Annotated in this window: 22 protein-coding genes and 2 tRNA genes; 23 read left to right on the top strand and 1 reads right to left on the bottom strand. The window is 40.4% G+C overall.

The window, feature by feature from the left end:
• Positions 1-28: 28 nt before the first annotated feature.
• A complete protein-coding gene (gene plsY / locus ACXYSN_RS01515; protein ID WP_458635910.1) occupies positions 29-670 on the bottom strand; it encodes a glycerol-3-phosphate 1-O-acyltransferase PlsY in 642 nt (213 codons plus the stop codon).
• Between the two features lie 217 nt (positions 671-887).
• Between plsY and ACXYSN_RS01520 the strand changes: the two genes are divergently transcribed.
• From ACXYSN_RS01520 to sufU, 23 genes are all read left to right on the top strand, one after another.
• Positions 888-1,529, top strand: a complete 642-nt coding sequence (locus tag ACXYSN_RS01520) for an amino acid ABC transporter permease (RefSeq protein WP_458635911.1) — start codon at positions 888-890, stop codon at positions 1,527-1,529.
• A 10-nt stretch (positions 1,530-1,539) separates the two neighbouring features.
• Complete coding sequence (locus ACXYSN_RS01525) at positions 1,540-2,169, top strand: amino acid ABC transporter ATP-binding protein (RefSeq protein WP_254725635.1); 630 nt, start codon at positions 1,540-1,542, stop codon at positions 2,167-2,169.
• 9 nt (positions 2,170-2,178) lie between these two features.
• Entirely contained in the window at positions 2,179-3,021 is an 843-nt protein-coding gene (locus ACXYSN_RS01530; RefSeq protein ID WP_458635912.1) for an amino acid ABC transporter substrate-binding protein, read from the top strand.
• Between the two features lie 145 nt (positions 3,022-3,166).
• Positions 3,167-5,110 (top strand): DNA topoisomerase IV subunit B, encoded by a 1,944-nt coding sequence (gene parE / locus ACXYSN_RS01535; protein ID WP_458635913.1) that lies wholly within the window; start codon positions 3,167-3,169, stop codon positions 5,108-5,110.
• A gap of 49 nt (positions 5,111-5,159) precedes the next feature.
• Positions 5,160-5,702 carry a hypothetical protein gene (locus ACXYSN_RS01540; RefSeq protein WP_458635914.1) on the top strand — a complete coding sequence of 181 codons (543 nt, stop codon included), beginning with the start codon at positions 5,160-5,162 and terminating at the stop codon, positions 5,700-5,702.
• A complete protein-coding gene (locus ACXYSN_RS01545; RefSeq protein WP_458635915.1) occupies positions 5,692-6,510 on the top strand; it encodes an aminoglycoside 6-adenylyltransferase in 819 nt (272 codons plus the stop codon). Before ACXYSN_RS01540 ends, ACXYSN_RS01545 begins: the two co-directional genes overlap by 11 nt.
• Before the next feature lie 221 nt (positions 6,511-6,731).
• Positions 6,732-9,209: a DNA topoisomerase IV subunit A gene (gene parC / locus ACXYSN_RS01550; protein WP_458635916.1), complete on the top strand. Its 2,478-nt coding sequence runs from the start codon at positions 6,732-6,734 to the stop codon at positions 9,207-9,209.
• Between the two features lie 124 nt (positions 9,210-9,333).
• Complete coding sequence (locus ACXYSN_RS01555) at positions 9,334-10,356, top strand: branched-chain amino acid aminotransferase (RefSeq protein ID WP_458635917.1); 1,023 nt, start codon at positions 9,334-9,336, stop codon at positions 10,354-10,356.
• A gap of 21 nt (positions 10,357-10,377) precedes the next feature.
• Positions 10,378-12,345: a peptide ABC transporter substrate-binding protein gene (locus tag ACXYSN_RS01560; protein ID WP_458635918.1), complete on the top strand. Its 1,968-nt coding sequence runs from the start codon at positions 10,378-10,380 to the stop codon at positions 12,343-12,345.
• A gap of 31 nt (positions 12,346-12,376) precedes the next feature.
• Positions 12,377-13,066, top strand: coding sequence for a 5-oxoproline transporter, DUF969 family subunit (locus ACXYSN_RS01565; protein WP_458635919.1), 690 nt, complete (start codon positions 12,377-12,379; stop codon positions 13,064-13,066).
• Positions 13,063-13,986, top strand: coding sequence for a DUF979 domain-containing protein (locus ACXYSN_RS01570; RefSeq protein ID WP_458635920.1), 924 nt, complete (start codon positions 13,063-13,065; stop codon positions 13,984-13,986). Before ACXYSN_RS01565 ends, ACXYSN_RS01570 begins: the two co-directional genes overlap by 4 nt.
• A gap of 13 nt (positions 13,987-13,999) precedes the next feature.
• On the top strand, positions 14,000-14,644 hold the full coding sequence (gene pcp / locus ACXYSN_RS01575; protein ID WP_458635921.1) for a pyroglutamyl-peptidase I: 645 nt from the start codon (positions 14,000-14,002) through the stop codon (positions 14,642-14,644).
• Between the two features lie 134 nt (positions 14,645-14,778).
• Entirely contained in the window at positions 14,779-15,009 is a 231-nt protein-coding gene (locus tag ACXYSN_RS01580; RefSeq protein WP_178894876.1) for a DUF2969 domain-containing protein, read from the top strand.
• A gap of 49 nt (positions 15,010-15,058) precedes the next feature.
• Positions 15,059-15,139: transfer RNA gene (locus ACXYSN_RS01585), tRNA-Tyr, on the top strand.
• A gap of 9 nt (positions 15,140-15,148) precedes the next feature.
• A tRNA-Gln gene (locus ACXYSN_RS01590) sits at positions 15,149-15,220 on the top strand.
• A gap of 158 nt (positions 15,221-15,378) precedes the next feature.
• Complete coding sequence (rpsA, locus tag ACXYSN_RS01595) at positions 15,379-16,581, top strand: 30S ribosomal protein S1 (protein ID WP_458635922.1); 1,203 nt, start codon at positions 15,379-15,381, stop codon at positions 16,579-16,581.
• An 84-nt stretch (positions 16,582-16,665) separates the two neighbouring features.
• A complete protein-coding gene (locus ACXYSN_RS01600; protein WP_458635923.1) occupies positions 16,666-17,163 on the top strand; it encodes a GAF domain-containing protein in 498 nt (165 codons plus the stop codon).
• Positions 17,163-18,827: a DNA polymerase III subunit gamma/tau gene (dnaX, locus tag ACXYSN_RS01605; protein ID WP_458635924.1), complete on the top strand. Its 1,665-nt coding sequence runs from the start codon at positions 17,163-17,165 to the stop codon at positions 18,825-18,827. Before ACXYSN_RS01600 ends, dnaX begins: the two co-directional genes overlap by 1 nt.
• Before the next feature lie 22 nt (positions 18,828-18,849).
• Complete coding sequence (locus ACXYSN_RS01610) at positions 18,850-19,044, top strand: DUF3272 family protein (RefSeq protein ID WP_006153320.1); 195 nt, start codon at positions 18,850-18,852, stop codon at positions 19,042-19,044.
• Positions 19,045-19,195: 151 nt separating this feature from the next.
• Entirely contained in the window at positions 19,196-19,966 is a 771-nt protein-coding gene (gene sufC, locus ACXYSN_RS01615; protein ID WP_000114489.1) for a Fe-S cluster assembly ATPase SufC, read from the top strand.
• A 27-nt stretch (positions 19,967-19,993) separates the two neighbouring features.
• The gene (gene sufD / locus ACXYSN_RS01620) at positions 19,994-21,256 is read left to right on the top strand and encodes a Fe-S cluster assembly protein SufD (RefSeq protein WP_458635925.1); all 1,263 of its coding nucleotides are present in this window, start codon (positions 19,994-19,996) and stop codon (positions 21,254-21,256) included.
• A 10-nt stretch (positions 21,257-21,266) separates the two neighbouring features.
• On the top strand, positions 21,267-22,493 hold the full coding sequence (locus ACXYSN_RS01625) for a cysteine desulfurase (protein ID WP_458635926.1): 1,227 nt from the start codon (positions 21,267-21,269) through the stop codon (positions 22,491-22,493).
• Positions 22,480-22,920: a Fe-S cluster assembly sulfur transfer protein SufU gene (gene sufU / locus ACXYSN_RS01630; RefSeq protein ID WP_458635927.1), complete on the top strand. Its 441-nt coding sequence runs from the start codon at positions 22,480-22,482 to the stop codon at positions 22,918-22,920. Before ACXYSN_RS01625 ends, sufU begins: the two co-directional genes overlap by 14 nt.
• Positions 22,921-22,966: the final 46 nt, after the last annotated feature.

A 22,966-nucleotide genomic window follows, 5' to 3' on the forward strand; every position in this document is an offset into this window, starting at 1 on the left:
TAAAAAAACGTCAGTTGAAACTGACGTTTTATTTTTTTGGTTCTTGGTGGGTTATGTTAAGTCCCCAAGGAATTAGATTTTCTGTTTTATTTTGGATCCGTTTGATGTTGTCCTTATGTCTCACAATTACCAGACTCGCAAGAGCTATAATAATCAAAGTGAAGAGTAGATCATAACTAGTTAAAATAAATCCAAATAGAGGAAATAGAAGGACACCGATAATCGCAGCAATCGCAGCTGATATACTAGAGAGAGAAATCATACTTCCCAGATAAAGGATTCCAAAGAAAATGACTGCAAGGTAAAGGCAAAAGAGAGGAGCAAATCCAAAAATAACTCCAGCACTGGTTGCAACAGCCTTGCCACCTTTAAATTTTGCAAAGATAGGGAAGGTATGTCCAATGACTGCTAAGAGTCCAAAGACGATAGGTGAAACTCCCTGCACATGGAAGATGAGTGGAAGTAGAGTCGCCAAAGTACCTTTGAAGAAATCAATTGCAAAGGTTACCATACCAGCTTTCTTTCCTAAGATTCGGAAGGTATTGGTCGTTCCAGTATTACCGGACCCATGTTCTCTAAGATTGATATTAAAGAAGGCTTGTCCAATCCAAAGTCCTGAAGGGATTGAACCTAATAAATAAGCTAAAATTAATAATACTATTGTGATCATGTTTCTATTATACCATGAAATGAGAGAGAATCCGAACTAAATTTTTCCTAAGTTTGTGACATCTGATACTTTATGCAACTAGAAATTTTTCAGATAAACGCTTTGGTTAATCCAAAAACTAAGGAAAAGTTTTAAAAATTCATGAAAGTTTCAGAAACGCTTTATATTTATGTTTATTTATGCTATAATGGGAACAATTATTTTTAGGAGGTGGAGTATGTCTTACTTATTCGAGATATTACCAAGTTTATTGAGCGGTGCGACAATGACTTTACAAGTTTTTGCACTGGTCTTACTCTTTTCAATCCCTTTAGGCATTTTGGTTGCCTTTTGCTTACAGGTCCATTGGAAACCCCTCCATTACATGATTGATGTTTATATCTGGGTGATGCGTGGAACACCCTTACTTTTGCAGTTGATTTTTATTTATTATGTCCTGCCAAGTATCGGAATTCGACTCGACCGAGTACCAGCAGCCATTATTGCCTTCACGCTTAATTATGCAGCTTATTTTGCAGAAATATTCCGGGGAGGGATTGCAACCATTCCTCAGGGGCAATATGAAGCAGCAAAGGTTTTGAAATTCAAACCTATCGATACCATTCGCTATATTATCTTGCCACAGGTCACTAAGATTGTTTTACCAAGTGTATTTAACGAGGTTATGAGTTTAGTTAAGGATACTTCTTTGGTCTATGCATTGGGTATTTCAGATTTAATCCTAGCCAGTCGAACTGCAGCCAATCGTGATGCTAGCTTGATTCCGATGTTTCTAGCAGGAGCTATTTATCTGCTTATGATTGGTATTGTTACAATCCTAGCTAAGAAACTTGAGAAGAAGTTCAGCTACTATAGATAGGAGGTCATCCATGTTAGAGTTAAGAAATATCAGCAAAAAATTTGGAAAAAAAGAAATTTTAACAAATTTCAGTTTAACAATTCCTGAAAAACAGATTTTGGCCATCGTTGGTCCTTCTGGTGGTGGAAAGACAACCTTGCTTAGAATGCTAGCTGGACTAGAGACCATTGATTCAGGAGAGATTTTTTATAATGGAGAATCTCTACCATTGGATGAACTTGAAAAGCGTCACTTGTTAGGTTTTGTATTTCAAGATTTTCAGCTATTTCCTCATTTATCCGTTATGGAAAATTTGATTTTGTCACCTATCAAGACTATGGGGATGTCTGAAGCAGATGCTAAGAAGAAGGCAATCGACTTACTCACTCGTCTGGGACTCGAAGCTCATGCAGATGCCTATCCTTATTCCTTATCTGGTGGTCAAAAGCAACGTGTTGCCTTAGCACGTGCTATGATGATAGATCCAGAAGTGATTGGGTATGACGAACCAACTTCGGCTCTTGATCCAGAGTTGCGCCTCGAGGTTGAAAAACTGATTTTACAAAATCGAGACTTAGGCATGACTCAGATTGTAGTGACCCACGATCTCCAGTTTGCAGAGAATATTGCTGATCAGATTCTCAAAGTAGAGCCTAAGTAGGAGGTGTCTATGAATCGAAAGAAAATCAGCCTTGTTTTGGTATTCTTTCTGGCTTTTTTCCTGGTAGGATGCACACAAAAAGCTAGTGATCCCAAAGTCGATAATTGGGACAAATACCAAGAACAGGGTACAATTACCATCGGGTTTGACAATACCTTTGTTCCCATGGGCTTTGAAGAAAAGAATGGGCAATATGCTGGATTTGATATTGATTTAGCCCAAGCCGTTTCTGAAAAACTTGGGTTCAAGGTTCAGTTTCAACCCATTGATTGGGATATGAAGGAAACAGAGCTTCAAAATGGAACTATTGATGCTATTTGGAACGGCTATTCTGCGACAGATGAACGTCGTGAGAAGGTAGCTTTTAGCATCCCTTACATGGAAAATCAGCAGGTTCTTGTCTCTAAGAAATCACAAAATATCCAATCAGTGTCTGATATGGCAGGTAAAGTTTTAGGTGCTCAGGCAGGTTCTTCGGGTTATCTAGATTTTGAAGCTCAGCCTGAACTCTTGAAAAATATCGTAAAAGATCAAAAGGCTAACCAATATCAAAGTTTTAATGAAGCCTTGATTGACTTACAAAATGACCGGATAGATGCTCTTTTAATTGACCGTGTTTATGCCAACTATTATCTTAAAACTGAAGGAATCTTAGACCAGTATGAGATTTTCCCAGCTGGTTTTGAGAGTGAATCCTTTGCGGTTGGAGTAAGACCGGCTGATAAGACCTTGTTAGACAATTTAAATAAAGCTTTTAAGGAACTCTATCAAGAAGGGAAATTCCAAGAAATCAGCCAGAAATGGTTTGGCGAAGATGTGGCTACAAGCCAAATTAAAGGAAAAGAAAACTAGGATGTATATCTTAGTTTCTTTTTTGGTGAAGATGTACGATTTTTTGCTAAAAAGGACTTGGAAATAGGCTTTTTAACTAGAAAAGCTTTGCAAAATCCCTAGAAAACCTGTAAAATAGAAAAGATGAACAAATAGGAGGTTCCTTGTGTCAAAAAAGGAAATCAATATTAATAATTATAATGATGACGCCATTCAGGTGCTAGAAGGGTTGGATGCGGTCCGTAAACGACCAGGGATGTATATCGGATCGACCGATGGTGCTGGTCTCCATCATCTAGTCTGGGAAATTGTCGACAATGCAGTCGATGAAGCCTTATCTGGATTTGGTGATCGCATCGATGTGACGATTAATAAAGACGGTAGTTTAACGGTTCAAGACCATGGGCGTGGGATGCCAACTGGTATGCACGCTATGGGGATTCCGACAGTTGAGGTTATTTTTACTATTCTTCATGCTGGGGGAAAATTCGGACAAGGTGGTTACAAGACTTCTGGTGGTCTTCACGGAGTTGGTTCTTCTGTCGTGAACGCCCTCTCTAGTTGGCTTGAAGTAGAAATTACGCGTGATGGTGCTGTTTACAAGCAACGCTTTGAAAATGGTGGGAAGCCAGTAACAACTCTTGAAAAAGTTGGAACGGCACCAAAATCTAAGACAGGTACAAAAGTGACCTTCATGCCGGATGCTAGTATCTTTTCTACGACTGATTTCAAGTACAATACCATTTCAGAGCGTCTCAATGAGTCTGCTTTTCTCTTGAAAAATGTAACCTTGTCATTAACGGACAAGCGAACAGACGAGTCAATCGAGTTCCACTATGAGAATGGGGTTCAGGACTTTGTTTCCTACCTCAACGAAGACAAGGAAACCCTGACACCAGTTCTCTACTTTGAAGGTGAAGACAATGGTTTCCAAGTAGAAGTAGCCCTTCAGTATAATGATGGATTTTCAGATAACATCCTGTCCTTTGTCAATAACGTTCGCACTAAGGACGGTGGAACGCATGAGACAGGACTTAAGTCTGCTATTACCAAAGTCATGAATGACTACGCCCGTAAGACAGGTCTTCTCAAGGAAAAGGATAAAAATCTTGAAGGGTCCGATTACCGTGAAGGATTAGCAGCTGTTCTTTCTATTCTAGTCCCTGAAGAACACTTGCAGTTTGAAGGACAGACTAAGGATAAACTAGGAAGTCCCCTTGCTCGTCCAGTTGTAGATGGGATTGTGGCTGATAAGTTGACCTTCTTCCTCATGGAAAATGGAGAACTAGCTTCTAACCTGATTCGCAAGGCTATCAAGGCGCGCGATGCTCGTGAAGCAGCACGTAAGGCGCGTGATGAGAGTCGTAATGGTAAGAAAAATAAGAAAGACAAGGGCTTGCTTTCTGGGAAATTAACCCCAGCCCAGTCTAAAAATCCAGCTAAGAACGAACTCTACCTAGTCGAGGGTGACTCTGCCGGTGGTTCTGCTAAGAAAGGTCGTGACCGCAAGTTCCAAGCTATCTTGCCTCTTCGTGGTAAGGTTATCAATACAGCCAAGGCTAAAATGGCAGATATCCTGAAAAATGAAGAAATCAATACCATGATTTATACCATCGGTGCTGGTGTTGGGGCAGACTTCTCGCTTGAAGATGCCAACTATGACAAAATCATTATCATGACCGATGCGGATACCGACGGTGCCCACATTCAAACACTTCTCTTAACCTTCTTTTACCGCTATATGCGTCCGCTGGTTGAGGCAGGTCATGTTTATATCGCCCTTCCACCTCTTTACAAGATGTCAAAAGGGAAAGGTAAGAAAGAAGAAGTGGCCTACGCTTGGACAGATGGTGAGCTAGAAGAACTACGTAAGCAGTTTGGTAAAGGTGCTACCCTCCAACGCTACAAGGGACTTGGTGAGATGAATGCGGACCAACTATGGGAAACAACTATGAATCCAGAAACTCGTACCCTCATCCGTGTCACAATCGAAGATCTAGCACGCGCAGAACGTCGTGTCAATGTCCTCATGGGGGACAAGGTCGAACCACGCCGCAAGTGGATTGAGGATAACGTGAAGTTTACGCTGGAGGAAGCAACAGTATTTTAAGTAAATCTTCCTTTTTCAAAATCTTAGCTCTCTAAAAGAGGTGTACATCATGATTAGTTTATTGTCCGATACTCCTTTTCTTGTGATTGTCCTGGTACTAGGCGCAGTTACGTATATGATTGCTAAATCAGGAAAACCTGAGAAAATTCGCTTTCTTGAATTTTTACTATTAACTATAGTAACCACAGGTGTCTTTTTATTTGATAATCCTTTAAGGTCTAATCCTTATGCAGGTTTGCTCTTCTATGTTTTTGACTTTTATATTTTCACACCAGTGAGCCTTGCTTTTGGATTCACAGCTATTTATAAGAGCAATAAACATATCAAACATTATCCTAGTGGTTACTCAAAATTTCTTAAGATAAATGCTTGGTTTTTAGAAATATTTTCAGTTATTAACTTCCTCTTTTTAATGCTGACGGAAGAAATGGGAATTCTATTTCTATTACCACTTTTTGGAATCAGTTCTATCATTCAATTTATAGTCGGAGAGATAGAGAGAAAAAGAGTTCAGAAACTTCTTAAGCAAAGAAATGAAGATGCTGTTATTCAGAACATAGAGACCACTGAGGAAGAACCACATGAGAACTGACCAGGAAATGCTTGGACTGATTTTAGGAACAGCTAAAAAGTTACAGGTTGATGCTGTGGCACTATCTGGTTCACGTACTGATACAAAAGCACCAAAAGATGAGTTTCAGGATTACGACGTAGTCTATGTTGTGGACGACTTAGATAATTTAACGTGTGACCTTGCTTGGTTGGACCAGTTTGGAACACGTATCATTGAGCAACATAATATCCTAGGCAACCGTCGTCTCTATCTCATGCTATTTGAAGATGGCAATCGGATTGATTTAACCCTCTGCCCCAAAGACCAAATTCAAGAGTGGGTAGAAAACGAAGCGGATTTCACGGTACTAGAGGATTCTAAGGGTTTGTTTGAGTCTTATTCTCCCAGGCCAGAACGTTTCTGGATACATCCAGCTAGTGAGATGGATTTTGAAAAAACTTGTAATGAATTTTGGTGGGTGTCAGCTTACGTGGTCAAAGGAATTTGTCGTAAGAAAATCATCTATGCGACTGACCATCTCTACGGTATTTGTCAGCAAGAATTGTTAAAAGTATTGGCTTGGCAGGTCGCTAGAGATAGAGAAGTAGTCGACATCGGTAAGAACTACAAGTATCTTTTCCAGTATTTACCTACAGAGAAAGAGAAGGAATTCTCAAATCTACTTGATTTCTCGAGTTTAGACAAAATCATTCAGTCTTTATTGGCTACGATGCAAATTTTTCATCAAGAAGCTCAAAGTCTTTCCCAAAAGATGGGCTTTGAATACGATAGGGAAGTAGCTGAGAAGATGATTCAGTATGCTGAGTCAAAACTTCCTAATTACTAAGAAATAAAGAACTCTATTTATCAATTTAAACTATAGCAAGGATAGTTTGGTTATTTATAGTAACTGAACACCTTTGTCTATAAAAAAAACTACTCTACATTCTTTGAAAGGAGTTGAACACGCCCTAAATACTGTGTGAAAAAGATAAATTCTCTTGTGAGCATCGATCACTGCAAGAATTTCCTAATTTCACTTTGCATTTTACGGGCTTTGTATCCTATATGAGTAATATCCAAAACATGTCCTTAGAGGACATCATGGGAGAGCGCTTTGGGCGCTACTCCAAATACATCATTCAAGACCGGGCTTTGCCAGACATTCGTGATGGATTGAAGCCGGTTCAACGCCGTATTCTTTATTCGATGAATAAGGATGGCAATACTTTTGATAAGAGCTACCGTAAGTCGGCCAAGTCTGTCGGGAACATCATGGGTAATTTCCACCCACACGGGGATTCTTCTATCTATGATGCCATGGTCCGTATGTCTCAGGACTGGAAGAACCGTGAGATTCTAGTTGAAATGCACGGTAACAATGGTTCTATGGACGGAGATCCGCCTGCGGCTATGCGTTATACGGAAGCTCGTTTATCTGAGATTGCAGGCTACCTTCTTCAAGATATAGATAAAAAGACAGTTCCCTTTGCTTGGAACTTTGACGATACCGAGAAAGAGCCAACTGTCTTACCAGCAGCCTTTCCAAACCTCTTAGTCAATGGTTCAACAGGTATTTCAGCTGGCTATGCCACAGATATTCCACCTCATAATTTGGCTGAAGTTATTGATGCGACAGTCTACATGATTGATCACCCAACTGCTAAGGTTGATAAGTTGATGGAATTCTTGCCTGGGCCAGACTTTCCTACAGGAGCTATCATCCAAGGTCGTGACGAAATCAAGAAGGCCTATGAAACTGGTAAGGGGCGCGTGGTCGTTCGTTCCAAGACTGAAATTGAGAAGCTAAAAGGTGGTAAGGAACAAATCGTTATCACTGAGATTCCTTATGAAATCAATAAGGCTAACTTGGTTAAGAAAATTGATGAAGTCCGTGTCAATAACAAGGTGGCAGGTATCGCTGAGGTTCGTGATGAGTCTGACCGTGACGGTCTTCGCATCGCTATAGAACTCAAAAAAGATGCGAACACGGAACTTGTTCTCAACTACCTTTTCAAGTATACTGACTTGCAAATCAACTACAACTTCAACATGGTGGCGATTGACAATTTCACCCCTCGTCAGGTTGGGATTGTGCCTATCTTATCTAGCTATATTGCCCACCGTCGTGAGGTAATCTTGGCACGTTCTCGCTTTGACAAGGAAAAGGCTGAAAAACGTCTCCATATCGTGGAAGGTTTGATTCGTGTCATCTCCATCCTGGATGAAGTTATTGCCCTTATCCGTGCTTCTGAGAACAAGGCTGACGCTAAGGAAAACCTCAAGGTTAGCTATGAATTTACGGAAGAACAGGCAGAAGCTATCGTTACCTTGCAACTGTATCGTTTGACCAATACTGACGTGGTTGTCTTGCAGGAAGAAGAAGCAGAACTTCGTGAGAAGATTGCTATGCTTGCGGCTATCATCGGTGATGAACGAACCATGTACAATCTCATGAAGAAAGAACTTCGTGAGGTCAAGAAGAAGTTTGCGACTCCACGTTTGAGTACTTTAGAAGATACAGCAAAAGTCATCGAGATTGATACAGCTAGTCTGATTGCTGAAGAAGATACTTACGTCAGCGTGACTAAGGCAGGTTACATTAAGCGTACTAGTCCTCGTTCTTTCGCAGCTTCGACCTTAGAAGAAATTGGTAAACGGGATGACGACCGCTTGCTATTCGTTCAATCTGTCAAAACTACTCAGCATCTCTTAATCTTTACAACGCTTGGGAATGTCATTTACCGCCCTGTCCATGAATTAGCAGACATTCGTTGGAAGGATATCGGGGAGCATCTGAGCCAGTCTATTACAAACTTTGAAACCACTGAAGAAGTACTTTACGTCGAAGTGGTGGATCAGTTTGACGATGCGACGACCTACTTTGCAGCAACTCGCCTTGGACAAATCAAACGAGTAGAACGCAAAGAATTCTCTCCATGGAGAACTTATCGTTCTAAGTCTGTCAAGTATGCTAAGTTGAAGGACGATAGTGACCAGATTGTAGCAGTAGCACCAATCAAGCTAGATGACGTCCTATTAATCAGTAAGAATGGCTACGCTCTTCGCTTTAATATCGAAGAGGTTCCAGTTGTCGGAGCCAAGGCTGCAGGGGTCAAAGCTATGAATCTGAAAGCAGATGATGAACTTCAATCTGCCTTTATCTGCAGTACTTCATCCTTCTATCTGTTAACCCAACGTGGAAGCTTGAAACGTGTTTCAACAGAGGAAATTCCAGCAACCAGTCGTGCTAAGCGTGGCCTTCAGGTTCTGAGAGAATTGAAGAGCAAACCACATCGCGTATTTGTGGCTGGTGCGGTTTCTGAACAAGGATTTATCGGAGATCTCTTCAGTACAGAAGTAGAAGATGGCGAACAAACGCTTGTCATTCAATCAAATAATGGAACGATTTACGAAGCAATCCTACAAGATTTGAATCTATCAGAGCGTACAAGTAATGGAAGCTTTATCTCAGATACTATTTCTGATGAAGAAGTTTTTGATGCCTACCTCAAAGAAGTCTTTAAAGAAGATAAAGAAAATTAAAAATCAGTCCTAGTGACTGATTTTTTATAAGCAAAATTTTCAGAAAATTACAAATAATACTTGAATTTTTAGGAGAATAGTGTAGAATAGAACACAAAGCCTGATTAGAATAAAGGAGATTGTCATGACCGTTACGATTGATTGGGAAAATCTCGGTTTTTCCTATATGAAACTACCTTATCGTTATATCGCTTATTTTAAAGATGGACAATGGACACAAGGAGAATTAACCGAAGACTCAACTCTTCACATTTCAGAATCATCTCCAAGTCTTCACTATGGACAACAAGCATTTGAAGGATTAAAAGCTTATCGTACCAAGGATGGCCGTATTCAACTCTTTCGTCCAGATGAAAATGCCAAACGTCTGCAACGCACCTGTGATCGTCTCTTGATGCCTCAAGTTCCAACAGAAATGTTTGTAGAAGCATGTAAAGCAGTTGTTCGTGCCAATGAAGAATACGTACCACCTTATGGAACCGGTGGAACCCTCTACCTCCGTCCGCTCTTGATTGGTGTCGGAGATATCATTGGGGTAAAACCAGCAGAGGAGTATATTTTTACCATCTTTGCCATGCCCGTTGGAAATTACTTTAAGGGTGGTTTGGTTCCAACAAATTTCTTGATTCAAGATGAGTATGACCGTGCTGCACCAAATGGAACAGGAGCTGCCAAGGTCGGTGGGAACTATGCAGCCAGTCTTTTACCGGGAAAAATGGCTAAATCCCGCCATTTCTCAGATGTTATTTACCTAGATCCCTCAACCCACACCAAGATTGAAGAAGTCGGTTCAGCAAACTTCTTTGGGATTACAGCTGATAATGAGTTTGTAACGCCATTGAGTCCATCAATCTTGCCATCCATTACCAAGTACTCATTACTTTACTTGGCAGAGCATCGTTTGGGCTTGAAACCTGTTGAGGGGGATGTACCAATTGATAGTCTGGATCGATTTGTAGAAGCAGGTGCCTGTGGTACTGCAGCCGTAATTTCACCTATTGGGGGAATCCAACACGGTGACGACTTCCATGTTTTCTACAGTGAAACAGAGGTTGGTCCAGTAACTCGTAAACTATACGATGAATTGACAGGTATCCAATTTGGTGACATTGAAGCACCAGAAGGCTGGATTGTAAAAGTAGATTAAACATTATTAAAGGAGATCTTTATGAAAACGAAAAAGTGGATGTTAACAGCAGGAGTCGTCCTGAGTACAGCAGTTCTTCTTGTGGCTTGTGGTAAAGCTGACAAGGAAGCAGACGCACCTACAACCTTCTCTTACGTCTATGGAGTAGACCCATCATCTTTGGACTACAGTATCGCAACTCGTACTTCAACAACGGATATCATTGGTAACGTTGTTGATGGTTTGTTGGAAAATGACGAATACGGAAATTTGGTTCCATCTCTAGCTGAGGATTGGAGCGTCTCACAAGACGGTTTAACTTATACTTATAAACTTCGTAAAGGAGTTAAATGGTATACTTCAGAGGGTGAAGAATACGCTGAAGTAACTGCGCATGACTTTGTTACAGGATTGAAACACGTTGCAGATGGTAAATCAGACGGTGTCACTCTTATTCAAAACTCCATCAAGGGCTTGAATGAATATATGACTGGTGAGACTAACGACTTCTCAACAGTTGGAGTTAAGGCGTTGGACGATTACACAGTCCAGTACACTCTTAATACACCTGAAAGTTTCTGGAATTCAAAAGTGACTTCAGCAACTATGTTACCTGTAAATGAAGAATTCCTCAAAGCTTCAGGTAAAAATTACGGAGCTGTTAGCCCATCAGGTATCCTTTATAACGGTCCATATATCTTGAAGACTTTGACTTCAAAATCTTTAATCGAATACGAAAAGAATCCAAATTATTGGGATAAAGAGAAGGTTAAAATCGAGAAGGTTAAATTGACTTACTATGATGGTTCAGACCAAGAATCATTAATCCGTAGTTTCTCTTCAGGTGTTTATACAACAGCTCGTATCTTCCCAAGTAGCTCAAACTTTGCTTCTACTTTAGAACAATACGGAGATAAAATCACATACAGTCCACAGGATTCAACTAGTTATTACTTCACGTTTAACGTAAACCGTCAATCATATAATAAGACAGCGAAAACAAGTGAAGAACAGAAAACTTCTACAAAAGAAGCAATGTTGAACAAGGACTTCCGTCAAGCAATCAACTTTGCCTTCAACCGTCATTCTTATGCTGCACAGCTCAATGGTGAAGATGGTGCGGATAAGATTATTCGTAACAGCCTAGTTCCGGATAACTTTGTACAATCTGGTGGCAAAAACTTTGGTGATATCGCTCAAGCAGAATTGGTTAACTACGGCGACCAATGGAAAGGCGTTGAGCTTGTAGACGGAAAAGATACCATCTACAACCCTGATAAAGCAAAAGCTTCATTTGAGAAAGCTAAGAAAGAATTGGAAGCAAAAGGTGTAACCTTCCCAATTCACTTGGATGTTCCAGTTGAACAGACAGATACCATTGCCGTTCAACAAAGCAATTCCTTTAAACAATCAATCGAGTCAACTCTTGGTTCTGAAAATGTCGTGATTGATGTCCTTCAGATGACTGACAACGAGAAGGAAAGTATTACATCTCAAGCACGTGTTCCTGCTCAGAAAGACTATGACTTGAATAGCACTGGTTGGGCTCCAAGCTATCAAGACCCAGCAAGTTATCTAAATATCATGGATCCTAAAACTGGTTCTGCTATGAAACACCTTGGTATTACGAAAGGTAAAGACAAGGAAGTAGTAGCTCAACTTGGTTTGGATGAATATAAGAAACTCTTGGATGATGCAGTTTCTGAGACAAATGACTTGGACAAGAGATATGAAAAATATGCCAAAGCTCAAGCATGGCTTACTGATAGTTCTCTCTTGATGCCGACAGCTTCATCAGGAGGCTCACCAGTAGTCAGCAACGTCGTTCCATTCTCTAAACCATACTCACAAGTAGGTATCAAGGGTGATCCATATATCTTCAAGGGCATGAAATTGCAAAAAGAGATTGTAACGGCTAAAGAATATCAAGCAGCTCTTGAAAAATGGCAAAAAGAGAAATTGGAATCAAACAATAAATACCAAAAAGAACTAGAAAGTCATGTCAAATAAACCATACTAGTATTTTGGAAAAGGGGCCTATATGGAATGGATTAAACTAATAGGAATAGTTATCATTGTGATTGGTTTTATCTATAAGTTAGATACCATTGCAACGGTAGTCTTAGCTAGTTTAGTTACAGCTCTAGTTTCTGGAGTTTCTCTTGTTGAGTTCTTGGAAATTTTAGGAAGAGAATTTAGCAATCAACGAGTTCTGACGATTTTTATGGTAACCTTACCCCTGGTAGGATTATCTGAAACTTTTGGCCTCAAGCAACGGTCGATTGACTTGATCCAAAGGATAAAGGGGCTGACCGTAGGAAGTTTTTATACAGTGTATTTCTTTTTTCGGGAACTCGATGGTTTCTTTGCCATTCGTATCGGAGGACATCCGCAGTTTGTGAGACCCTTGGTTCAACCCATGGGACAAGCAGCAGCAGAGTCACAATTAGGTAGAAAATTAACAGAGCAGGAAAGCGAAGCGCTAAAAGCGCGTGCAGCAGCAAATGATAATTTTGCAAATTTCTTTGCTCAGAATACTTTCGTTGGTGCAGGTGGTGTCCTCTTAGTTGGGGGCACTCTGGACCAATTAGGTTACGAAAGTAATTATGCAGGCATCGCTTCGGCTTCACTTATTATTGCAGGAGTTGCCCTTCTTGTAGTAGGGATTTACAATTACTTGTTTGATAAAAAACTGCTAGCTAATAAGCTTAGTAAAGGGAAAGAAGAATGACCAATCTAGCAAGACAGTTATTAGAGTTGACCTATATTGTGATTGGTTGTCAATTCCTTCATACGGCTTATTGTAGCTATAAAGACAAAACAAACCCAGTTCGATATGGAACAGCTGGGTTTTGGGCTTTATTGGGTATCAGTTTTATTGGTGGTTCCTATTTACCATCGATCTTGATTGGTGTTATTGTAGTGTTATTGGCCCTACTAACTCTCTTTAAACAGGTTCGTATCGGAACCTTACCGACTCTGGATGAAGTCAAGGCAAATATTGAATCCAAACGATTAAAGAATAAAATTTTTATCCCAGTCATGTTAATGGCTTTGATTGCTTTAGTATTAGCAAAAGTAATTCTTGAGTTTAGTAAGATAGCTATCAGCCTTGCAGCATTTTTTGCAACCATCTCTCTCTTATTGATTACTAAGAGTTCTCCTAGAAGTTTGTTAGCAGAAAATAATCGCATGGTTCAACAAGTTTCAACTAGTGGGATTGTTCCTCAGCTTTTAGGTGCTTTGGGTGCGATTTTTACCGTAGCAGGAGTGGGAGACTTGATTTCTCATTTGATAAGTGGTCTAGTGCCTTCGGGTAGTCGCTTTATGGGTGTGGTAGCTTATGTCCTTGGTATGGTTCTATTTTCCATGATAATGGGGAATGCATTTGCTGCTTTCACAGTCATTACAGCTGGGATTGGTGTTCCCTTTGTATTTGCCTTGGGAGCTGATCCAATCGTAGCCGCTGCTCTAGCAATGACAGCAGGTTGCTGTGGGACCTTACTGACTCCAATGGCTGCTAACTTTAATGCATTACCGGCAGCACTTTTGGAGATGAAAGATCCAAATGGCGTTATCAAAGCGCAAGTAGGAGTAGCTGTTATCATGATAATCCTACATGTATTTTTAATGTACTATTTGGCGTTTTAGCAAAGGAAATAAAATGAAAATATTAGTTACAGGTTTTGATCCTTTTGGTGGTGAAAAGGTCAATCCAGCTCTGGAAGCTGTTAAATCATTACCGTCTGTAATTCATGGAGCCGAGATTCATTGGGTAGAAATCCCAACAGTCTTTTATAAATCAGCAGAGGTTTTAGAAGCAGAAATTGTCCGTTATCAACCAGATGTTGTACTCTGCATCGGACAAGCAGGAGGTAGAGCTGGTTTAACTCCTGAACGAGTTGCCATCAATCAAGATGATGCAAGAATTCCAGATAACCAAGGGAATCAACCGATTGACACACCTATTCGCCTAGATGGAGAAGCTGCCTATTTTAGCACGCTCCCTATCAAAGCAATGGTACAAGCCATAAAAGAGGTAGGGCTGCCAGCTACAGTATCCAATACAGCTGGAACCTTTGTTTGCAACCATTTGATGTATCAGGTTCTCTATTTAGCGGATAAGAAATTTCCCAATATGAGAGCAGGTTTTATGCATATTCCCTATATGACCGAACAAGTGGTAAATAAGCCTAATACTGCATCCATGTGCTTAAGAGATATTGTCCGAGGTATTGAAGCTGCGATTGGTGCTATCGTAGACTACAAAGATAAGGACTTGAAAATAGTTGGTGGAGCAACCCATTAATTGACTAAAATTCAAGGGAAAAATTTCTCTAGACGATTCAAGGAACTCTTTACCAAGATTAGCTTGGTAGAGAGTTTTTTCTTGCGAGATCAGGGAATTTCTTGTAAAATAGAGAAAGTGAAAAGAGGTATGGTATGAGTAAAAAAGATAAAAAAATTGAGATTCAGTTGTCAGATGCTAAAGTAGCAGTTGGAAAAGATAACTACGATGGTTATACCTTAATGATTGGTAAAAAGTTAATCGGTGAAATTGCCGAACTAGACAACCAATTTGCAATCATAAAGAATGGGAATGTCGATAGTTTTTACAAGAATCTTGAAAAAGCTGTGGAAATATTGATTGAAAACTATAATTTAGCAAAATAATGCTTGTTTTTTGCAATTTTTCATGATATAATAGGTTTTGTTCATTATCGGAGAGATAGCGAAGAGGCTAAACGCGGCGGACTGTAAATCCGCTCCTTCGGGTTCGGGGGTTCGAATCCCTCTCTCTCCATTTCACTTTTGGGGTATAGCCAAGCGGTAAGGCAAGGGACTTTGACTCCCTCATGCGTTGGTTCGAATCCAGCTACCCCAGTTCTTAGGTAATAAATTCAAGATGAAAAGAAAAATATCTTAGGGTATTTTATTTTTATAATTGAAGGACGTTCGAGATGTTCATGTCGTTGCGGGTGCTTAGGAAAAAAATTATAAGTATGTCAAGTTAAAAAACTTGATTGTTGGAGGATTTTTTAGATGAATGAATTTGAAGATTTGCTAAATAGCGTTAGCCAAGTTGAACCTGGTGATGTTGTTAGTGCTGAAGTATTGACAGTTGATGCTAATCAAGCTAACGTTGCAATCTCAGGAACTGGTGTTGAAGGTGTCTTGACTCTTCGCGAATTGACAAACGATCGCGATGCAGATATCAATGACTTTGTAAAAGTAGGTGAAGTATTTGACGTTCTTGTACTTCGTCAAGTAGTTGGTAAAGATACTGATACAGTAACATACCTTGTATCTAAAAAACGCCTTGAAGCTCGCAAAGCATGGGACAAACTTGTAGGACGCGAAGAAGAAGTTGTTACAGTTAAAGGAACTCGCGCTGTTAAAGGTGGACTTTCAGTAGAATTTGAAGGTTTGCGTGGATTTATCCCAGCTTCAATGTTGGATACTCGTTTCGTACGTAACACTGAGCGTTTTGTAGGTCAAGAATTTGAAGCTAAAATCAAAGAAGTTGATCCTAAAGAAAACCGCTTCATCCTTTCACGTCGTGAAGTTGTTGAAGCAGCTGCTGCAGCAGCTCGTGCAGAAGTATTCGGTAAATTGGCTGCTGGTGATGTAGTAACTGGTAAAGTTGCTCGTATCACAAGCTTCGGTGCTTTCATCGACCTTGGTGGTGTTGATGGATTGGTTCACTTGACTGAATTGTCACACGAACGTAACGTTTCACCTAAATCAGTTGTAACTGTTGGTGAAGAAGTTGAAGTGAAAATCCTTGATCTTAACGAAGAAGAAGGACGTGTATCACTTTCACTTAAAGCAACAACACCTGGACCATGGGATGGCGTTGAACAAAAATTGGCCAAGGGTGACGTTGTAGAAGGTACAGTTAAACGTTTGACTGACTTCGGTGCATTTGTTGAAGTATTGCCAGGTATCGATGGACTTGTTCACGTATCACAAATTTCACACAAACGTATTGAAAATCCAAAAGAAGCTCTTACAGTTGGTCAAGAAGTTACTGTTAAAGTTCTTGATGTTAATGCTGATGCAGAACGTGTATCACTTTCTATCAAAGCTCTTGAAGAACGTCCAGCTCAAGAAGAAGGACAAAACGAAGAAAAACGTGCTCCACGTCCACGTCGTCCAAAACGTCAAGAAAAACGTGACTTTGAACTTCCTGAAACTCAAACAGGATTCTCAATGGCTGACTTGTTCGGAGACATCGAACTTTAATCAATCAGAACTAATTATAAATCCTTTGTTGTAAAACAAGGGATTTTTCTTTTTTCAACTAGTATTTTTTGATATAATGGATTTATGTTACATTCCGAAAAAGAATCAATTTATCAAATGGTCAATGCTCAGCTCACTGCACTTTTAGAAGGTGAGACCAATGTGTTGGCTAATCTATCAAATGCCAGCGCTCTCTTAAAAATGAACTTTCCTCGTACTGTCTTTGCAGGTTTCTATTTATATGACGGAAATGAGCTTATTTTAGGGCCTTTTCAAGGTGGAGTTTCATGTGTTAGAATCCCACTTGGGAAAGGCGTTTGTGGAGAGTCTGCGGCTAGTTGTCAAACGGTTATCGTTGGTGATGTGAAGACCTATCCCAACTATATTTCTTGTGATAGTAGTGCTCGTAGCGAGATCGTACTTCCCATGGTAAAAAATGGACAGCTTCTGGGTGTATTAGATTTGGACTCATCTCATGTAGATGATTATGATGAAATTGATCAACGCTATTTAGAAGAGTTTGTGTCCATTTTACTAGATAAGACAGAATGGAAATTTTCAATGTTTGAGGAGAAAGCATAATGTATCAGGCGCTTTATCGAAAATATAGAAGTCAAAATTTTTCACAGTTAGTGGGCCAGGATGTTATTGCTCGAACACTTAAACAGGCTGTGGAGCAGGATAAGATTAGTCACGCCTACCTATTTTCAGGGCCTCGTGGAACTGGTAAAACCAGTGTAGCCAAAATATTTGCCAAGGCTATGAACTGTCCGAATCAAAAAGGGGGAGAACCTTGCAATAACTGTTATATCTGTCAAGCTGTCATAGAAGGAAGTTTGGAAGATGTTATCGAGATGGATGCGGCTTCTAATAATGGAGTTGATGAAATCCGTGATATCCGTGATAAATCAACTTATGCTCCGAGTATAGCTCAGTACAAGGTCTATATCATTGACGAGGTCCATATGCTTTCAACAGGTGCCTTTAATGCCCTTTTGAAAACATTGGAAGAACCTACTCCAAATGTCGTTTTTATTCTGGCAACGACAGAGTTGCATAAAATTCCTGCAACTATCTTGTCTCGCGTTCAACGCTTCGAGTTTAAGTCTATTAAGACGCAGGATATTCGTGATCATATCTTCCAGATTTTGGAAAAAGAAGGAATTGATTACGAAACAGAAGCTGTTGAAATTATTGCTCGACGAGCTGAAGGCGGGATGCGGGATGCTTTGTCAATTCTAGACCAAGCATTAAGCTTAACACAAGAAACTACTCTTACAACAGCTGTTTCTGAGGAAATCACTGGGACCATTAGTTTAAGTGCTTTGGACGATTATGTTGCTGCTTTAGCTCAAAAGAATGTAACAGGTGCTTTGGAACAACTTGATCTGATTTTTGAGAATGGGAAGAGCATGACACGGTTTGTAGTGGATTTACTACAATACTTACGTGATATCTTAATTGTTCAAGCAGGTGGAGAGAATACTCACCATAGTGATGTATTTGAGAGAAATTTAGACCTTCCGCAGGATATCTTGTTTGAGATGATTAGTCTTGCTACTAAAAGTCTGGCTGATATTAAGGCTAGCTTACAGCCTAAGATTTATGCTGAAATGATGACCATTCGTTTAGCAGAAATTGATACCCAACCAGAACTTTCAGGTGAAGTGGCTGAGGAACTGTCTTCTCTTCGAGAAGAAGTTGCACGGTTGAAACAAGCTCTTGCTAATGTAGAATCTACCCCAAAACAATCTGTTTCGACACCGAGTCGTCCGACGAACAGTAAGTCCATCTATCGTGTAGACCGAAATAAGGTGCAGTCTATTCTTCAAGAAGCAGTAGAAAATCCAGACTTGGCTCGTCAAAACCTAATTCGTCTTCAGAATGCTTGGGGTGAAGTTATTGAGAGCTTATCAGGACCAGACAAGGCACTTTTAGCTGGTTCTCAACCAGTTGCTGCTAATGAACACCATGCGATTTTGGCTTTTGAATCGAATTTCAATGCTGGTCAAACTATGAAACGAGACAATCTCAACACCATGTTTGGCAATATTCTTAGCCGAGCTGCTGGATTTTCTCCAGAGATTCTTGCTATTTCTATGGAAGAGTGGAAGGAAGTTCGAGCTGCATTTTCAAGCAGAACGAAAGGGTCTCAAGAACAAGTCGTTAAGGAAGAGGCTGAGGAGTCAATACTCCCTCAAGGTTTTGAATTTTTAGCAGATAAAGTGACTATAACAGAAGACTAGAAGGAATTGGTGGTAGTAGACTATGAACAGACAACAATTTATTATCATGGCCTTCTTTACTGCTGCTGAGACTTATTTCTTTAATGAATCCATCATGGAGCAACGGTATATCGTGGCCTTGCTTTGGGCTATTTTGATCCTGAGAAATTTTCGCGTGAGCTATATCATGGGTAAAATTGTGAGCGCTATAGATGATCATTTTCAAGGGAAGAAGTAGCTCCTAGCTTCTAGACAAAATCAAAGCCTTTTAGGCTTTTTTTTGTTATACTATAAAGGTATATTTATTAACATTTTACCGTATTTTCTAAGACTTTAAAAAGTTGAATTTTAGTGGGTACTGTAAAAAGGATGAAAAGAAAGGAACTATCATGTCAGTATTAGAGATCAAAGATCTTCACGTAGAAATTGAAGGAAAAGAAATTTTAAAAGGGGTTAATTTGACCCTTAAAACAGGAGAAATTGCAGCTATCATGGGACCAAATGGTACCGGAAAGTCTACTCTTTCAGCAGCTATTATGGGAAACCCGAACTATGAAGTCACTAAAGGTGAAGTCTTGTTTGACGGTGTAAATATCCTTGAATTGGAAGTGGATGAGCGTGCGCGTATGGGGCTTTTCCTTGCGATGCAATACCCATCAGAAATTCCTGGAATTACTAATGCCGAATTTCTTCGTGCAGCAATGAATGCTGGTAAAGAAGATGATGAGAAGATTTCAGTTCGTGAGTTTATCACTAAACTAGACGAGAAGATGGAATTGCTTAACATGAAAGAAGAAATGGCAGAGCGTTACCTCAATGAAGGTTTCTCTGGTGGTGAGAAAAAACGCAATGAAATTCTTCAGCTTTTGATGTTGGAACCAACTTTCGCCCTTCTGGATGAAATTGACTCTGGTCTTGATATTGACGCTCTTAAAGTTGTTTCTAAGGGTGTTAATGCCATGCGTGGTGAAGGCTTCGGTGCTATGATCATTACTCACTACCAACGTCTTTTGAACTATATCACACCAGACGTGGTACATGTGATGATGGAAGGTCGTGTTGTTCTTTCTGGTGGTCCAGAATTAGCTGCACGTTTGGAACGTGAAGGATACGCAAAACTAGCTGAAGAACTTGGCTATGACTACAAGGAAGAATTGTAATTCCCTCGTATCTTTTAGGAGAAGTAAATGACTAAAGAAACTATTAAACTTTTTTCAGAAATGCACGCTGAACCAAGCTGGTTAGCTGACCTCCGTCAAAAAGCTTTTGATAAGATTGAGACTTTGGAATTACCAGTCATTGAGCGTGTCAAATTCCACCGTTGGAATCTGGGAGATGGAACCATTACAGAAAGTGAACCGTCAGCAAATGTTCCTGACTTCACAGCTCTTGATAATCACTTGAAGTTGGTTCAAGTAGGAACTCAAACAGTTTTTGAACAAATTCCAGTTGAGTTGGCGGAACAAGGAGTTGTCTTTACAGACTTCCATTCAGCTTTAGAAGAAATTCCAGAACTCGTAGAAGAATTCTTCATGTCATCTGTCAAGTACGATGATGACAAATTAGCAGCCTACCACACAGCCTACTTTAACAGTGGTGCGGTTCTCTACATTCCTGATAACGTAGAAATCACAGAACCAATCGAAGGGATTTTCTACCAAGATAGTGATAGTGATGTGCCATTTAACAAGCATATTCTGATCATTGCTGGTAAGAACTCTAAGATTAGTTATCTGGAGCGTCTAGAGTCACGTGGTGGAGGTAGTGCTAAGGCAACTGCCAATATCACCGTTGAAGTGATTGCACGTTCTGGTGCGCAAGTCAAGTTTGCTGCGATTGATCGTCTAGGTGAGAACGTCACTGCCTATATTAGTCGTCGTGGAAAATTAGGCAATGATGCAAGCATTGACTGGGCTATCGGTGTCATGAACGAAGGAAACGTTGTTGCTGACTTTGATAGTGACTTGCTTGGAAATGGTAGCCATGCAGACCTCAAGGTCGTAGCTCTTTCAAGCGGTCGTCAGGTACAGGGAATTGACACTCGCGTAACAAACTATGGTTGCAACTCTATCGGTAATATCCTTCAACACGGGGTTATCCTTGAAAAAGCAACCTTGACCTTCAATGGTATTGGCCACATCATCAAGGGAGCTAAGGGAGCGGATGCTCAGCAAGAAAGTCGTGTTCTCATGCTTTCAGATCAGGCTCGTTCAGATGCCAACCCAATTCTTTTGATTGATGAAAATGATGTTACAGCAGGTCACGCAGCTTCTATCGGTCAGGTAGATCCTGAAGACATGTACTACCTCATGAGCCGTGGTTTGGATAAGGCAACCGCAGAACGCTTGGTTGTTCGTGGCTTCCTTGGCTCTGTTATCGTTGAGATTCCAGTCAAAGAAGTTCGTGATGAAATGATTGCAACCATTGAAGAAAAATTGTCAAAACGCTAAGGGGACGCCTATGTTAGATGTAGAAGTGATTCGCAAGGATTTTCCAATTTTAGACCAGATCGTCAACGATGAACCTTTGGTCTATTTGGACAATGCTGCGACGACACAAAAACCACTAGCAGTTCTGGAAGCTATTAATCGCTACTATAAGCAGGATAATGCCAATGTTCACCGAGGGGTTCACACCTTGGCTGAGCGTGCGACAGCATCTTATGAAGCTGCCCGTGAAACTATTGCTAAGTTTATCAATGCAGGCTCTACAAAGGAAGTTCTCTTTACTAGAGGTACGACAACTAGTCTTAACTGGCTAGCGCGTTATGCGGAAGAAATCCTGACTGAGGGAGACCAGGTTTTGATTTCTGTCATGGAACACCATTCCAATATCATTCCTTGGCAGGAGGCTTGCCGCAAGACTGGGGCTGAGCTTGTCTATGTTTATCTCAAGGATGGAGCTCTAGATATGGATGATTTGCGTTCTAAATTGACTGACAAGGTAAAATTTGTTTCACTAGCCCATGCTTCCAACGTTCTTGGAGTGGTCAATCCTATCAAAGAAATCACGCAAATGGCTCATAAAGTTGGAGCTATTATGGTTGTAGATGGTGCTCAGTCTACACCTCATATGAAGATTGATGTTCAGGACTTGGATGTAGACTTCTTTGTCTTCTCAGGTCACAAGATGGCTGGTCCGACAGGCATCGGTGTTCTTTATGGCAAAGAAAAGTATCTGGAACAAATGTCACCAGTTGAGTTTGGCGGCGAGATGATTGATTTCGTATATGAGCAATCTGCTAGTTGGAAAGAATTGCCTTGGAAATTCGAGGCCGGAACTCCCAATATGGCAGGTGCGATCGGACTTGCAGCTGCAGTAGATTATCTTGAAAATCTTGGGATGGATGCGATTGAAACTCATGAACAGGATTTGATCGCATATGTCTTTCCAAAATTGCGGGCCATTGAAGGATTGACCATTTACGGTTCGCAAGATTTGACTCAACGTTCAGGTGTTATTGCCTTTAATCTAGGAGACCTTCATCCTCACGACCTTGCGACAGCTCTGGATTATGAAGGAGTAGCGGTTCGTGCCGGTCACCATTGTGCTCAACCTTTGCTCCAGTATTTAGAAGTTCCAGCAACAGCTCGTGCAAGTTTTTATATCTACAATACCAAGGCAGATTGCGACAAGTTAGTCGATGCTTTACAAAAGACAAAGGAGTTTTTCAATGGCACTTTCTAAACTAGATAGCCTTTATATGGCAGTGGTAGCGGACCATTCGAAAAATCCCCATCACCAAGGTAGGTTGGAAGATGCTGAACAAATTAGTCTTAACAATCCGACTTGTGGTGATGTCATCAATCTCTCTGTCAAGTTTGATGCAGATGATCGTTTGGAAGATATCGCTTTTCTAAACTCTGGTTGTACGATTTCAACTGCCTCTGCTAGTATGATGACAGATGTAGTCTTAGGAAAGTCCAAGCAAGAAATCCTAGAGCTTGCCACCATCTTTTCTGAAATGGTTCAAGGTCAAAAAGATGAAAGACAAGATAGTCTTGGCGATGCCGCTTTCTTGTCAGGTGTTGCTAAATTTCCTCAACGAATCAAATGTGCAACCCTAGCTTGGAACGCCCTTAAGAAAACAATTGAAAATCAAGAAAACAAGTAAGACAAGTTTCCTTTGTCTTATAAATCATTAGAAATGAAGAAAGAAA

This window comes from Streptococcus sp. V869 (genome assembly GCF_054353515.1).